A 15502-nucleotide genomic window follows, 5' to 3' on the forward strand; every position below is an offset into this window, starting at 1 on the left:
AAGAGGCAGCCAATGGTTGCCTCTTTTTTATAACTGAAGTTAGTTGGCGTATTGTAGCAGCAAGTTAAGATAAGCCTGCTTAGCTTGCTCAAATTGGCCAAAGTTAAACTGAGTGACTTGTCTGTCTGCCTCTTTACTTGGCTTGTCATAAACCAGTGCCATTAGCTCACTATCAAAGCTCTCTTGCTCGAGGCATAACTCCGCTTTTTGTCCTTGAGTGTTCTTATAAGAGATATAGGTTTGCAGGTAAACATCACCTCTTAGACGACCACCACCAGTCTTGACATGACTACCAAGCTTATTGCCTGAGAGGTCTAACTCACATTGTGTTAGCACTTGTTCAAGTAATGCAATCACCTCTTTATCTTTAGCGCCAAAGATGCGGTTTGCCGCTCTTGGAAATCTATCTCTTAGTTGCTGTTCGATAGCTCGAGTCAGCTCAGTTAACTCATCATCGCTGAACGTATCTTTAGCTGTTCTTAATTTATCGTAAAGCGAAATTAATTGTTTATCGGTTTTCGTTCCGCTTTTAATAATGGATAGGTACTTATCTTTCATATGCCTAGCTCTGACAAAAATGGCGATTTTAGAGGGTCTCAAGATGTGCCGCTAATCAAGAGTTTTTGTGGAGATGAACAACTAAATTAGGGCTATTAAACGAGAATGACACCGCTAAATTCAAAAGTCTGAACGTTAGTTGGATGGAAGGTTGAGGCTGCCTGACTCATCTATACTTATAAGGTAACAACAAGTATTAGGAGGGACAGAATATGGACTTTACTGAGAAACTCCGTTTACGTGGCAAAGTAGAAGAGGACCGCTATTTTGCAGAACTAGACCGCCAACTGATTAAAGCGATGCATGAACAGCATAAGATTGATGATGGCGAGTGGGAAGCCTTTCAATCCGACTCTGAAGGTATTGATGAACGAGATGGTGGAAAGTAAATAAGGCGCTTTCCAGATGTGTTTCAGTTAACTGAATCTGATGAAGTGCGAGGTCGCCTTCGACGAGGGATCTGAATCCTTCATGAGTTTTTAGCGTTTTAAAACGAGAAAACCCCAGTCTTTCGACTAGGGTTTTGAATGTGGCGGAGAGATAGGGATTTGAACCCTAGGTACGCTATTAACGTACGCCGGTTTTCAAGACCGGTGCTTTCAACCACTCAGCCATCTCTCCGTGTGGTGCGCATAATATAAGGCTCTGATCCGCTTGTAAACCCCTAGAATTACTGTTTGATTTATTTGTGAGCTATTTTGGCTGTTTTTTTTGTTTGGCACCAAATAAAGAGCATTTTTGAACAAAAAAAGCACTCGGAATGAGTGCTTTGAATGACTAACTCGGTATTAGTACTGAACTGGCGTACTTAAGTACAGAGTCTTATTAAGTGTGGTTGTGTTCGGCTCTAACTCAAAATTCCAGTTACCCACGATTGGCTTGTGATAGCCACCTTCAACAACGAACTCAACGGTTTTGTTGGTCTTCTTCCAAATGCGAACCATGCCTTCAATATTACTGGTGCGGATAATGCTGTGTGCGATAGGGTCTGCGCAACCTGGTAGGAACTCACCTTCGTTTAAGGTGATTTTGTAAAGAGTACGGTTTGAGTCCACTAGGAAGTCTTCTGCATGCACACCATCGACATTGAGTGTCGCAACCGTGTTTGCAAGTGCATGTGGGGTATCTGGTGGTGTTACATCGATATCAACTGGAATACGAATAGTTAAGTCGTGATCAGTTGAAAGTACGCTTTTATCTAGAGTGAAATCAATGAAGTTAACCGCGCGGTGGTCAAATTCACCAGAGATGCGGTAGCTAACTTTGTTTGCTGTTGCACGGTAAGGGCGAACAACGTTGTGAGTCGAAATTGTTGTCGCCGCTTTTAGTGTGTTGACGTTGGTTGTGTTTAACGTCGCGCCTTCAAGCTCAACGTGTAGCTGGAAGCCAAATAGGATGTGCTGGTAAGGAAGTACATCGTAGTTAACTTTGATTTTTGGCACTTCGATACCGTAGCGCTCTGCATCTTCAACTGAAAGCGTATATTCGTGAGCCATAGCAGGTTGAACTGCCAAACCTAGCGACAACGCAGAAGCCAAGAATAAGGCGGTAAGTGATTTATTGGTTTTCATTATTACACCGTTGTTTTTCATTGAAAAAAGAAATGAGAAATTGGAGGTGGAAATTGCTGGAAAAAGACAGTGTTGGCAATAAATAAGATAAACGTGGGTTTAGAATTGAGATCTTGGTGCAAGGTGTTGATTTATAAGTGATTATACTTTGCTCGCCTTTTGCTTAGGCGAGAAGGTTTACAGGTAGCGCCACGAGGATTTGGTAATAGCCGGATGATGGCTAATTCGTTATCAGAGGCTCACTCAAATACAGCTAGGGGATGGGGTAAGTTTTAGGTGCCTAAAACGACGAAAGCCCGCAAATTTCTTTGCGGGCTTTCTAAATGTGGCTGAGTGCGGGGACGCCTAGTCTGGGGTCGCACACGACTAGGGATTTAAATCCCTTCGCAAATTTTTTTGGTATTTTAAAACGAGAAAACTCGGGGGCGCCCAGTCGGGGACGCCTAGTCCAGTCTTGCGACTCAATAATTTATAGGCTTAGAAACGACGAAAGCCCGCAAATTTCTTTGCAGGCTTTCTAAATGTGGCGGAGAGATAGGGATTTGAACCCTAGGTACGCTATTAACGTACGCCGGTTTTCAAGACCGGTGCTTTCAACCACTCAGCCATCTCTCCGTGTGGTGCGCATAATATAAGGGAAGGGGAGGCTTGTAAACCCCTGTTTTTACTGTTTGATTTAATTGTGAGCGTTTTTAGCGTTATTTCTTGTAAAACGAATGGTTTCTAACTCTTTGCTCATTTTCAGGTAACAAAAAAGAGAGCCGAAGCTCTCTTTTTTTAGGTGTATGGTCGGACTGAGAGGATTTGAACCTCCGACCCCCGACACCCCATGACGGTGCGCTACCAAGCTGCGCTACAGTCCGATGTGGATAATTTATCGTCAATTTTTGTGTCGGTCAAACATAACATTATGATTTATTGGCTTTTTGTGTAGAAGCGTTGCAATTCAGTTAATCCTTGCATGATTACAGGCAAAGCTGGGTTCTCATCACGCAGTCGCTTGTACTCGCTATCATAAAGCTTGTAGTTACCGTATTTATCAATAACGGTTGTATTGTCGTTGGTAATAAGCGCTAATTCGTGATAATCACCGGCCAAAATCCACTTACGTGAACGCTCATCAAATAGGTTGCGACCGCTACTGTAGTCTGTTGGATTTGAAGATACACCCATTAAGTCTTGTAAGATGGTAACGGATAAATCAAGGTGACTGGTACGGTGGCTGTATTGACCTGCAACCTTACCAGGCCAGTGGATAACCATAGGTACTTCAAGTTGATATCGGCTGTAATTAGAGCTAGAACCCCAGCTATTAGTGCGGGTTTCGTTAAATTCAGTTCCGTGATTTGACGTAATAACCACAACGGTTGAGTCGGACAAATTAAGCTCGGTGATCTGTTTATAGAGCAGTGCCAGTTCGTTGTCCGCAGACATGACAGATTGCTCATAATTGCTCTTGAGATCAGCAACCGTATTACCAGATTTCGTGTTGTACTGAGTAAAATCGTCAAGCGTTGTCAACTCGATAAAGCCAAACCAAGGTTGTTTACCTTGCGCTTGCACCCAGTTACTCCACGCATTAATCGCTTTCTGATCGCCAGTGTCACCTTCATCTTCAGTAACCGCCGTCACTTCTAGACCATTGAAAACGATATCGCTGTATAGTGGGTCACTAAAATTGTCGCCACTAAATAGACCAATTTGATAATCGTTGTCTTTCAGCGTTTTCAGCATGATTGGCAATGATTCTTGTGTCTTGATGCTGCTAGCATAGCTAGTCGGTAGACCATAAAACAAACCAAATACACCATTACTATCATTGCTTGAGCTGAAGTGATTATTAAAGCTCAAATTATCCAGAGAGTATTGGAAGGTGTTTGGCATGTTGGTTGAATTCAACGCATCAGCTCGTAGGTTGTTTACACTGACAACCAGTACGTTAAGAGGGTTAGAGCGGCGGCTAAACTCAAGTTTCTCGAGAGGGTAGCGTACAAGTTCCGCTTCACCTAAGTTCTCTTGTTGGCGTTTTAAGTATTCTTCACGATCAAGTAGCCCGTGCTTTTCCATAAATGACTTCGCAGTCATTGGGTATGACAGTGGGAAGTTGGATTGCTGTGACGTGATCGGATTATAAAAGTACGCGTCTGCCCAAACATAAATTAAGTGGCTTGAGATAAAGCAGAGGAAAAATACCCCAGCAATTGGTCGACCGATGTGTTTATGAGAAAGCTTACGTTGTTTACGCCAAACCCACTCTGAGAGAGCCAATTCGACGAAGAAAATCAATGGAAGTACAACAAAGAGGTGTTGTAAGTCAGCACTTACCCCAGAGATATTTTTGCTGTTATCAGTAAACAGCACTTCCCATACAACAGGGTTGAGGTGCAAGTTGATCGACTGATACGCCTGAGTATCAATCAGAAGTAGAGTCAAACCTAAGGTCGTTAAACATACCGTCACTAAGCGGAACAGCTTACGTGACGGTATCACGAAGGTTAACGGGAAAAGAACCAGCAGATAGACAGCAAAAACCAAAAAGCCGAAATGGCCAACCCAAGAAACTGCAAGGTACAGTTGCCCAAGTAGCGTTTCAGGCCACGGTGATTGAGTAATATATCGTGTACCGATAAGCATGGCTGCGATAATGTTGAAAAAGGCGAACCAGTGTCCCCAACCAACTAGACGCGAAACTCTCTCAGCGTATGTATTTCCGTTATCTACCATGAACAGTTCTATTATCCGGTTAAATTAGTGTGCTTTGTCGTCGATTGAAGACAGCAGCGCTTGCGCAAACTTCTCCGCGATTGCTTTGCGTTGAGTAACACCCACACGCTCGTTGATCACGTTAGTTGCAATGTTGCCAGCGATCATTAGTGATAGATCAGGACCAGCACCATGCTTTTCGAGCACGGCAGCAACTTCCGTCAAAATGTTTTCGTATTTTTCGTCGCTGTATTTAGATGTAATCGGCATAAAGACTCTAATGAACAATAGTAAAGCGGCTTATGATAACCTACAATGCCGAGCAACTGAATCCTAGAAAGACGATAAATTTAACATGAGCCTACACCTTTCAAACGTAATTTTACATCAATTGCAAAAAAACGATTCTGATGAGCTTGTGGTTAACTTTCGCGCCGAAGCATTAGCGAACGATAGCTCAACAGAAAACCTTGTCGCTGAACTACATAGAGTTTTCAACTCCAAAGCAGGCAAAGGGTTCGGATCATTTAAGTCTGACAGTGAATTCCAAATCTGGTTGCAAGAGTTACGTAAAAATGAGCGTGACTTCTACGATTTCTCACAAGTGAGCGCCAATCGTTTAAAAGATGAACTGGCGAAATACCCATTTGCGGATGAAGGTATTTTGGTTCTGGCTGAGTATCAATCACTGGCGACGGATTACCTGTTCGTAGGTATTATCCCATCAAATCAAAGCCTAAAAGTCACCGAAGGTTTAGACATCAGTGCGACGGAATACCTTGATTTAAGTAAGATGGATATCGTGGCGCGTATCGATCTTTCGAGCTACGAAACAGACAAAGATTCAAATCGTTACCTTACATACATTAAAGGTCGCGTTGGCCGCAAGGTTGCTGACTTCTTCCTGGATTTTCTGCAGGCAGAAATTGGCCTTGATACTAAACAGCAAAACCAAGTGCTAATGCAGGCAGTAGAAGACTTCTGTACAGATTCTAAGCTTGAGAAAGATGAAGCAATTAGTTACAAAAAGCAGGTCTACGATTACTGCAATGACCAGCTGAAATCGGGTGATGAAGTTTATATTAAAGAGCTGTCAGGCGAACTACCGGCAGCGCAAGATGGCACTAGCTTCTTAGATTACACACAAGACCATGGCTATGAGCTTGAAGAGAGCTTCCCAGCCGATCGTTCTACCGTACGTAAGTTGACCAAATACGTTGGTGCAGGTGGTGGTATGACTATCAATTTCGATAGTCTGCTACTGGGTGAGCGTGTGTTCTATGATCCAGAAACCGACACGTTAACTATTAAAGGCACACCGCCAAACTTACGTGATCAGCTAACACGTAATCGTTAATTCCTTTTGGGATTATTAAGCCTCGCTCTGACAGCGGGGCTTTTTTGTAGGTTGTCGACAAAATAGTCAATCAGTTCTACCGTTCTGCTTTTTTCCGTATATGCTTGTATAGTGGACAATAAAGGTGAATAGACAGCATATGGATAAGCGTCAGTTGAAGCTAGGTTGGTCTCTAGTATTGGTTTGGTTTTTCGTCATCGCCGCTACTGCATTTAATTATCAAAATGCTGAAAAACGCGTGCAAAAAATAGAGCAGATGGGTGACCATATTCAAGAGTTTCGTAACTCACTCTATTTTGATAAGTCTTATCAAGCGGGGATGACTGAGCAGCAAACGCAATTGTTGAATCAAATTGCCATTTTATGCGGAGAGCTGAAAAGCCCGCTTAAACTTGCGTGGTTCCAACCAGACGTACAACATCTGCTGTTTACCACTGAGCGATTTGTTGAACTCAGCAATGCTTATGTGGGCACTGAATTGGAGTTAAAAGAGCTCATCACTGATATTCAAGATAAAAGACAGCAGTTTACCGAAGATTTGGCAGTGCAAACCTACTACTATCGATTAAGCGCTTATATCTTTGAAGCGCTGTTCTCTCCTCAAGCTTCCAATGCCGTCGCTTATCGTTCATTGGATGATCTTTATAGTCAATCTCTTGCACTAGAAGACCAGTCGCGCACTTACTTACAATCGACCCTTGCACAGACTTCGAGTGTTATGGGGAGTTTTGCTAAAGGTGGGTATTTAGTCGAGCAGCTGGTTAATCACTCGGTACATACCGAGTTGCATCAAGTCAAAGTTCAGTACCATTCTAGTTTAGAGAAGATTCTTATTTTTGGCGCGCTGGTAAGTGGCGCATTGATTGTGTACTTAATGGGTACGTTACATCGCAATCTAGTCACTCACAGCCCGCAACCAAGCAATGAGCAGAATGAGGATCCATCAGTAACGACTTTTCGAGAGAGCATTCATCCTGCAAAAGAGCAGGAAGTTCACGATACAGTCGAACCATCCTCCCAGCCAGAGTCAAAGCCTCAAGTGGATTTTAATGTCATGCTCGACTCTTTAGATGGCGATAAAGAGTCACTGTGCATGTTGCTAGAAGTGTTTATCGAAGATCATCAAAATGATGTTACTCAATTGACGCAATTATTAAACGACGCTCCGGATGAAGCGATGCGTAAAGCACACAGTTTAAAAGGCGTGGGTGGCAATCTCGGCGCATTTCAATTGCGTGACATCGCGTCGAAAATTGAAATTGCTATTCAACAAGATATTACCCAAGTCCCCGACTTGTTGCCGGAGCTTGACTGTGAGCTGAATATCGCAATAACAGAGGCAAAAGCGTTTATCGAAAACGCCCAACAGACTGATCAGGAAAAAGCGTCGTAATCTATCGGACTTACTTTCTGATAAATTGCTCAGAACATTGAAAATTCTCTGACCAAAATAGTGATAACTTGATGTATAAATAGACGTTTGTACCAGTTGTTTTGTCTTATGCGATGATTAATTCATCAAGACAAGCCTCTCGGCAGACTAAATCGATCTATTGTGTTGTCAGGTTGGATTATGTTTATTTCTCGCTATATTTCTATGGTTGCGATATTTATCGCTCTTTCGCTCTCAGGTTGTTCACTTCTTGAAGTGAAAATTGATAGCCAAACCGTTCCCCTTACCAAGCAAGAACTCAATATGCGTATCATGACTCGAGAATACGCACAGCAGTTTTTTGCTCAAGTCGAGCAAGCGGCTGATGTGTTGCACGCTCAATATGACTCACGTGATCAAATCAATCAGTCATATGTCTTACTTTGGAAAATAAATGCTGAAGAAGGGCTACAAGCGGCGGCTTATCAAGTCTCGCCAATGGCAGGCTTGATTGACTCTTGGGTATTTACCGAGCAGATGAATCAATTCTACTCACAAGGCAGTGGGAAAAGCCTGTTTAGCCATAATGCAGCCCAATTGGTGTCTGCTCATCTAGCTAATGAGATTGATGAACTCGCCAGAGCACTGTTAAAAGGGAATTCCTATCAAACATCGCGTCAGTTTGTGATGGAATTTGCCAAGCAGCATCCATTCAGTGATTTAAGCTTTATTCGTACGCCCGCTTATCGTGCATGGCTAGCGGCCAATCAGATCAGCGAAGAAGATGCGGTAACGACTTTAGGTACTATGCCTGAAGCGATCGGTGATGTATCTGACCGTTTAAGCTTGGTCTCAGAGCAGACGCCAAAGATCATGACATGGAAAGCACAACTACTGGCAATTAACAGCACCGCAAGCATCGAGCAAGTGAATCAAGCCTTAGACAGTTTGAAAGTGACCTCAGATGCACTGAATGATTTCATCATTAATAACCCGCAATATATGAGTGACTTGGCTGAAAAGATGGCGATTGAGTTACAGCCGCTAGTCGAAGATATCGATAGCAAAACTGAGCTGCGCCTAAATCAGTTAAGTGAAGAGCGTAAAGCTTTAGAAGCGATGGTGGCAAGAGAGCGGCAAGAGGTTGCGGCGATTATTTCCCATGAGCGCGAGCAACTGACCCGAGATTTAGACCATGTGTCGCAGCAAGTGGTTAATCTTGCAATGGATAAGCTGATTGAGCTGATCAAAAGTACCGTTTTGTATTTTGTATTGTTTATCCTAGTGATCTTCTTTGCGCCATTAGGGCTTGGCTACATGCTGGGTAAACGCTCGGCGGTAAGAAACAAGACCGCAGCTTAATCCAATAGGCTAATTTTATTAGATAGCAAAAGATAGATATAAAAAGAGCGCCCCACTGTTTGTATATAGTCACTTACAGTGGGGTGCTCTTCTATTTCTAATGAACTTTTTCTAAAGCTTGTTTACGCTGTTTGCTGATTCAACTCAGCTTGCTCATCACCCGTGGTTTGAGCTTGTGGCTCGCATGGGTCAACAAACCAACCCATGTATGAACAGGTGATGGTAACGATAATACACACGAAGCTTAACCACATAAACGGCGCGTACGATAGGGTAGCAACACCAAGGATGCTCGCCATGTAGATACCGTTATCACTCCAAGGCACCATACCAGATGTCAAAGTACCGCCGAACTCGGCGTTACGTGATAGATTTTTACGTTTGAAGCCCAAACGGTCGTAGTTCTTCGCGCAGATTTTTGGCGTTAAGATCAGTGATACATACATCGCTGAGCCAAATACGTTACCCATAAAGGCGGTTGCGATAGTTGATGTCGCAAGAGAGCCTGCGCTCTTAACACGGCGCTCGAACAGTTTTGCAATCGTTTCTAAAACACCGACTTTGTCGAGTAGACCACCAAAACCTAAACCAAACACGATGACCGCAACTGAGCCAAGCATTGAAGACATACCGCCACGGTTTAGAATTGAGTCAATAAAGTCGACACCCGATGAAATCGCAAATGGTGCCCATGCGGTGTTAAATGCGGTTAGGAAGTCAACGTCTTGAACCGTCACCGCCCAGATAATGCCGAGTAGTGAGCCAAAGCTGATCACTGGGAATGAAGGCATACGCATCGCCAGTAGCACCAGCACAACCACGACAGGCACAAATGAAAGTGGAGTGATGTAGAACTGGTTGTCCATCGCCGCAATGACGTTTTGTACCTGTGACATATCCACATTACCTGCGTAGTGGAAGCCAAACAGAGTGAAAAGAATCCCGGTAATGATGTAACTGATCAGCGCGATTGGTAGCATACCTTTAATATGCTCCATCACTTCAACGTTAGACATTGAAGATGCCAGAATCACTGAGTCTGATAGCGGTGACATTTTGTCACCAAAGTAACAACCCGAAAGTACTGCACCAGCCGTAATCGGTGCAGGAACACCAAGACCTTGACCAATCCCCATCATCGCAATACCGGCAGTACCAGCTGCGCCCCAAGAGGTGCCAGTTGCAAGCGCCGTTAGCGAGCAGATTACCATGGTAGCCAAAAGGAAGATTGAAGGGTGGATAGCTTTAAGACCATAGTAGATGATGGTTGGTACGATGCCGCCAGAAATCCAGGTACCGACTAGAGCACCGACCGCAAGCAGGATCAATACTGCACCGAGGCCGTTTGAAATACCGTTTAAGGCTGCTTGTTCAAGATCTTTATATTTGTGACCAAGTCTTAGACCTAAGGTAATGATGATGAACCAACCGATATAAAGTGCTAGCTGAATTGGTAGATTTAACTGGGCAGTAAATGAAAATGCCATCAGTAGAAATAAACCAAGTGAAACAATAACTTGTGTCAGGCTTGGCAATCGAGGGGTAAGTTGCGTCATAGCGAGCCTCTTTGCTATTAAAATCGAACTCTTCACGCGGTTTAACCCGATTATTCTGTGAATAATCATAGGTTGAGCTGTTTCTACTCATTAGTGCGGGTTTTTTATAAGAAATCTCGCTGTAGAGTATGAAATTAGGTGAAGAACTTGAGTGTTAACTCCTTTTTATTCGGCGAAACCATACATTAGCTGGGTGAATATTTCGAGATTTTGTCTCTCTTTTGTAGGAAAAAACTTCAAACCAGTAAATGTCTGGTTAATTTGGTTAATGGCGTGTGATGGCGGGGTGGTTTTAGGGTGTTCTTGATGTGCTACAAATGTTTTTTTTGAGCTGATGGTTGTTTGTTCGCTTAACAACGCTTGTTTAGCAAAAATGTCGCTTAAAAATGCCCTTTAACAACATTAATTTAAAAATAACCAATTAAAATTCAATTTTAGCTTGAGATTTTTGTACGAAAAATGAAAGATGATGGGAATACCTTTTTAATTGAATACATGGAGAGTTGATGATGAGAGTAGGTTTAGTTGGGTGGCGCGGCATGGTTGGTTCCGTGCTGATGCAACGAATGGTAGAAGAAGGCGATTTCGACCTTATTGAACCCGTATTTTACAGCACATCACAAATTGGTATTCCAGCCCCTTTCTTAGGTAAAGATGCCGGTGATTTACAAGATGCTTTTGATATTGAAAGTTTAAAACAGCTTGATGCGGTGATTACCTGTCAAGGTGGCAGCTACACCGAAAAAGTTTACCCAGCGCTTCGCCAAGCAGGTTGGAAAGGTTATTGGATTGATGCAGCATCAACGCTGCGTATGGCAGAAGACTCAATTATTACCCTTGATCCAGTGAACCACCTGCAAATTCAGCAGGGCATTCATGGTGGTACTAATACCTTTGTTGGTGGTAACTGTACCGTAAGCTTGATGCTAATGGGTCTAGGTGGCCTATTTGAAAAAGGCCTAGTGGAATGGACCAGCGCTATGACTTACCAAGCTGCATCAGGTGCAGGCGCGCAAAACATGCGTGAATTGATCTCACAAATGGGTGTGATTAATGACGCAGTAAGTTCAGAGCTTGCGAACCCAGCCAGTTCAATCCTTGATATTGATAAAAAAGTTGCCGACACAATGCGCAGCAGCTCGTTCCCAACCGATAAATTCGGTGTACCACTTGCCGGTTCTTTGATCCCATGGATCGACGTTAAGCGTGATAATGGACAGAGCAAAGAAGAATGGAAAGCGGGCGTTGAAGCGAACAAGATCCTTGGTTTCCAAAATGCACCAGTACCAATTGATGGGACTTGTGTCCGTATCGGCGCAATGCGTTGTCACTCTCAAGCATTAACCATCAAGCTAAAACAAAATGTGCCAATGGATGAGATTGAAGAGATCATCGCAACTCATAATGATTGGGTTAAAGTGATCCCGAACGATCGTGACATTACCGCGCAAGAACTGACGCCAGCGAAAGTAACAGGCACGCTATCAATTCCAGTCGGTCGTCTACGTAAGATGGCAATGGGTGATGACTTCCTTAACGCTTTCACTGTTGGTGATCAATTGCTTTGGGGCGCGGCAGAGCCACTACGTCGCACACTGCGCATCATCCTAGCTGAAAAGAAATAAGCTTAAATAAGCGATTATTTGAAGGCTACAGCACATGCTGTAGCCTTTTGCGTTTATTCTGGTTGAATTTAATGCAATGCTGAGCATATTTAGAGCATACAGTTGTTAATGCGACGTTATTAGTTCGGTGCTCCGATAGAATTTGGTATGATGGACCAAACATGGAAGGGATGTCGCAATCGGAACCGAGCGACGTATGCAAAAAACAAACACTATTCGTAACAATGAAAATCAATAAACAGAGCTTAGAAGAACAAGCAGCAGACTACCTGAGAGACAAAATCGTTAAAGGCGAGATGGATCAGGGTGAGAAAATTGTCGAAAGCACACTAGCAAAAGACTTAGATCTTTCGCGCAGTACGGTGCGGATGGCATTAAACACACTGTCTCATGAAGGTCTGGTTGTGCAGAAACCTTATGCTGGCTGGCACATCTTCTCTTTAGATGATGAAGATTTGTGGGAGTTGTATAACCTACGCGTGGCATTAGAAAGCCAAGCGGCAGCGATGGCAGCAGAAAAAGCGACTGAAGAAGATAAGCAAAAGCTACGCACAGTATTTCAAGAGTATTGCGATTTTTGTTCTCGTCCTGATAGTGATATTCAAATCATTAGTGAGGCTGATTTCAATTTGCACCGCTGTATTATTGAAATTAGTGGCAGTAAGCGCATGGAAAAAGCGTTTAGCCAGATAGCCAATCAACTGCAAGGCTACTTGTGCATGACTCATGAAGACTATGATTTGGCTCAGAGTGCGCTAAGTCATGCGCCAATGATTGAGGCGATTTGTGCTGGTGACGCAGATAAAGCATGGACTGAAGCGAAAGCGAACATCACACCTGTCACGCAGCAGTGTCAGTCATTAAAAGACAGCCAATAAGTCACGCTTAATTAGATTTGTTACAGATACCCACTTCTCGTGGGTATTTTTGTATCTGCCAAGCGGAAAATTGAAAGAATGACTGTAACCCTGATCAAAAAGAGCGCCATGCGGCGCTCTTTTCAGTATTAATCCACCGGAACCACTCGTTCGTCTGGTTCGGCTAAATCACTACCACAGTGTTTGCAGTACATCGCATCCGATTCATGCCCAGCTTTGGAGCAGTTAGGGCATTTGACTAATGTGCGGTGCGACTTCATCTCATTATTCAGCTCGGCGGTAATGATGCCAGTGGGTACCGCAAGAATTGAGTAACCCAGCAGCATAGTCAAAGATGCAATACCTTTACCCAGTGCTGTTTGTGGCACCAAATCCCCATATCCAACCGTAGTAATGGTGACGATGGCCCAGTAAATACTTTGGGGAATACTGGTAAAACCATTCGCAGGTCCTTCGATTACATAAATCAATGACCCTAATATCGTGACGAGAATTGCGACGGTATTGAAGAAGATAAAAATCTTACGTTTTGCCATCAATAGAGAGCGTAGCAAGATATTCGAATCTTGAAGGTAACGCACCAATTTGAGTACGCGGAAAATACGCATCACACGCAGCAAGCGCACCACACCCATAAAGGCAACCGATGGGAAGAATATCGCGATGTAGGTTGGCAAGATCGCCAGTAAATCAATAACGCCGTAGAAGCTGGTGGCGTAAGAGCGAGGCTTTGGTGAGCAATAAAGTCTTAATAGGTATTCAATCGTAAATAGCGCAGTAAAGAAATACTCGCAGTAACGCAGCTGAGTGCTCCATTCAACCATCACCGATGGCAGCGACTCTAACACCAGAATTACAAGTGAGGTGAGGATGGCAAAAATCAGCGCGATATCAAAGGCGCGCCCGGCTTTGGTGTGGGTGCCGAAGATAACAACATATAGCTGATGCTTTAAGGATGTTTTAGGCATGATGTATCAAAGTGATTTTATATATCTGACATCATACCAGAAAGGGGAGGCGAGGCTAACCGCCCTAAAGCGGTTAGCTTATAATTAGCCAGTTAGCCCATCAGTGCCGGGAATAATCCGCGCAGACCGTTGGCAATAAATTCGATGCCAAGTGCACCAAGGATAAGACCCATGATACGCGTGATGATGTTGATCCCGGTTTGACCAAGGAAGCGCACGATAAATGGCGCTGAACGGTATAAAAGCCAAGAGCAGAAACAGAATGCCACGATCGTTAGTGCAATACCGACGGTATCCACCATGTTTGGATAACGCGCACCGTAAACAATGGTCGAACTTATTGCACCAGGGCCCGCCAGTAGAGGCATTGCCAGTGGCACGACACCGATTTGTTCGCGGCTGATTGATTCGGTTCTTTCTTGGTTGTTTTGCTTATCTTCACCAAGCTTACCGCTCATCATCGAAAATGCGATGCTTAGGATCAGCAAACCACCCACCACGCGGAATGAATCAAGCGAGATACTGAACATATCGAGCAGTACCTGACCACCAATCAAAGAGATGATCAAAATACTCGCAATCGCAATGTGCGCCGTCAGTGCGGTTTTACGCTTTTCTTCTAAGGTCATGTGACCCGTTAAAGAAACGAAGATTGGCATGATGCCAAGCGGGTTCACCGCAGCAACCAGTCCTAAAAAGAACTGTAGGAAAATAGCGAGCTCGATAGTCTGCATAGGGCACTCAAAGATTCACAGAGTTGAAAAACAGTAGGGGTAAAATTGCGCGCATAATGTAGTGCAAAACGGCTAAGTAAACGAATGAAAAAAACTAACGTATAAAGGTCGCTACGAGTGAGAAAATCTTATCCTTGGAGAATGTTGTAACGACAGGGGAGGTTAAATGTTAACCAGAATGCTGTTTTGACACTTGGCGAGCTTCACAAACGTTAACATTCGCACACTTTCAACAAAATTTATGTCGAATTATAGAGAGATAATGTGGTTGAGATATACTCCTAGTAGCACAATTTTCAGGAGCTACATGAAAGTGTGTGGCGAAAAAATGAAACTTTTTTACAGATTATTGTCGTTTTTTATGTTTCTTGGTTCGATTGCTACTTTTTTGTTCAGTTTTTGTTTTGAGTGAAATTATATATTTTTCAATTGTTTATGTGAAAATTCCCGAGCAAGGCACCACTTTAGGGTTAATTAAATTGCGAGAACTGATCCAGGTCAATTTTTTTCACAACTTGAAATAATATACTCAGCCCTGAAAGCAATTTACTAAGCTTGTTGGAAGTCGGACCACGAGATGTGATTTGAAGCAACACAGAGCAACAGACTTAATAAAAAGTTTTTAATATTTATTAAATTTAGGAGATTCCCTATGCCTGTAACTAACTTAGCTGAACTAGATGCTCTAGTAGAACGCGTAAAAGCGGCTCAAGCTGAATTTGCTACTTACTCTCAAGAGCAAGTAGACAAAATCTTCCGCGCAGCATCTTTAGCAGCTAACCAAGCTCGTATCCCGCTAGCACAACAAGCGGTTGCTG

Annotated in this window: 13 protein-coding genes and 3 tRNA genes; 6 read left to right on the forward strand and 10 right to left on the reverse strand. The window is 43.4% G+C overall.

Features of this window, described 5'->3' with window-relative positions:
- Positions 1 to 39 precede the first annotated feature (39 nt).
- Entirely contained in the window at positions 40 to 558 is a 519-nt protein-coding gene (locus tag IRQ95_RS18890) for a hypothetical protein (RefSeq protein WP_194438822.1), read from the reverse strand.
- A gap of 212 nt (positions 559 to 770) precedes the next feature.
- Here IRQ95_RS18890 and IRQ95_RS18895 point away from each other — a divergent pair, with 212 nt between their 5' ends.
- Entirely contained in the window at positions 771 to 947 is a 177-nt protein-coding gene (locus IRQ95_RS18895; RefSeq protein WP_194438824.1) for a hypothetical protein, read from the forward strand.
- Positions 948 to 1088: 141 nt separating this feature from the next.
- Here the strand turns inward: IRQ95_RS18895 and IRQ95_RS18900 are convergent.
- From IRQ95_RS18900 to IRQ95_RS18925, 6 genes are all read right to left on the reverse strand, one after another.
- Positions 1089 to 1179: transfer RNA gene (locus IRQ95_RS18900), tRNA-Ser, on the reverse strand.
- Between the two features lie 167 nt (positions 1180 to 1346).
- Positions 1347 to 2129 carry a hypothetical protein gene (locus IRQ95_RS18905; RefSeq protein ID WP_194438826.1) on the reverse strand — a complete coding sequence of 261 codons (783 nt, stop codon included), beginning with the start codon at positions 2127 to 2129 and terminating at the stop codon, positions 1347 to 1349.
- 524 nt (positions 2130 to 2653) lie between these two features.
- Positions 2654 to 2744: transfer RNA gene (locus IRQ95_RS18910), tRNA-Ser, on the reverse strand.
- A gap of 171 nt (positions 2745 to 2915) precedes the next feature.
- A tRNA-Pro gene (locus tag IRQ95_RS18915) sits at positions 2916 to 2992 on the reverse strand.
- A 52-nt stretch (positions 2993 to 3044) separates the two neighbouring features.
- Positions 3045 to 4853 carry a DUF3413 domain-containing protein gene (locus tag IRQ95_RS18920; RefSeq protein WP_194438834.1) on the reverse strand — a complete coding sequence of 603 codons (1809 nt, stop codon included), beginning with the start codon at positions 4851 to 4853 and terminating at the stop codon, positions 3045 to 3047.
- A 24-nt stretch (positions 4854 to 4877) separates the two neighbouring features.
- Entirely contained in the window at positions 4878 to 5102 is a 225-nt protein-coding gene (locus tag IRQ95_RS18925) for a YejL family protein (RefSeq protein ID WP_075708441.1), read from the reverse strand.
- A gap of 85 nt (positions 5103 to 5187) precedes the next feature.
- Between IRQ95_RS18925 and yejK the strand changes: the two genes are divergently transcribed.
- The 3 genes from yejK (at position 5188) to IRQ95_RS18940 (ending at position 8923) form a co-directional block, all read left to right on the forward strand.
- Positions 5188 to 6189 (forward strand): nucleoid-associated protein YejK, encoded by a 1002-nt coding sequence (gene yejK, locus IRQ95_RS18930; protein WP_194438836.1) that lies wholly within the window; start codon positions 5188 to 5190, stop codon positions 6187 to 6189.
- Between the two features lie 124 nt (positions 6190 to 6313).
- A complete protein-coding gene (locus tag IRQ95_RS18935; RefSeq protein ID WP_348541632.1) occupies positions 6314 to 7582 on the forward strand; it encodes an Hpt domain-containing protein in 1269 nt (422 codons plus the stop codon).
- 180 nt (positions 7583 to 7762) lie between these two features.
- Positions 7763 to 8923, forward strand: a complete 1161-nt coding sequence (locus tag IRQ95_RS18940) for a chemotaxis protein (RefSeq protein WP_228481496.1) — start codon at positions 7763 to 7765, stop codon at positions 8921 to 8923.
- 122 nt (positions 8924 to 9045) lie between these two features.
- Here the strand turns inward: IRQ95_RS18940 and nhaC are convergent, their stop codons facing one another.
- Positions 9046 to 10479, reverse strand: a complete 1434-nt coding sequence (gene nhaC / locus IRQ95_RS18945) for a Na+/H+ antiporter NhaC (RefSeq protein WP_194438838.1) — start codon at positions 10477 to 10479, stop codon at positions 9046 to 9048.
- Positions 10480 to 10988: 509 nt separating this feature from the next.
- On the opposite strand from nhaC, the gene asd reads away from it, so the two are divergent.
- The gene (asd, locus tag IRQ95_RS18950) at positions 10989 to 12104 is read left to right on the forward strand and encodes an aspartate-semialdehyde dehydrogenase (protein WP_194438852.1); all 1116 of its coding nucleotides are present in this window, start codon (positions 10989 to 10991) and stop codon (positions 12102 to 12104) included.
- 224 nt (positions 12105 to 12328) lie between these two features.
- Positions 12329 to 12982, forward strand: coding sequence for a GntR family transcriptional regulator (locus tag IRQ95_RS18955; RefSeq protein WP_194438840.1), 654 nt, complete (start codon positions 12329 to 12331; stop codon positions 12980 to 12982).
- Between the two features lie 128 nt (positions 12983 to 13110).
- Here IRQ95_RS18955 and IRQ95_RS18960 read toward each other — a convergent pair whose 3' ends face one another.
- Both IRQ95_RS18960 and IRQ95_RS18965 read right to left on the reverse strand, forming a co-directional pair.
- The gene (locus IRQ95_RS18960; RefSeq protein ID WP_194438842.1) at positions 13111 to 13950 is read right to left on the reverse strand and encodes an ion transporter; all 840 of its coding nucleotides are present in this window, start codon (positions 13948 to 13950) and stop codon (positions 13111 to 13113) included.
- A gap of 92 nt (positions 13951 to 14042) precedes the next feature.
- A complete protein-coding gene (locus IRQ95_RS18965) occupies positions 14043 to 14684 on the reverse strand; it encodes a YchE family NAAT transporter (RefSeq protein WP_075650316.1) in 642 nt (213 codons plus the stop codon).
- Positions 14685 to 15502 lie beyond the last annotated feature (818 nt).

It is taken from the genome of Vibrio fluminensis, from assembly GCF_015278125.1.
GTDB classification, from domain to species: domain Bacteria; phylum Pseudomonadota; class Gammaproteobacteria; order Enterobacterales; family Vibrionaceae; genus Vibrio; species Vibrio fluminensis.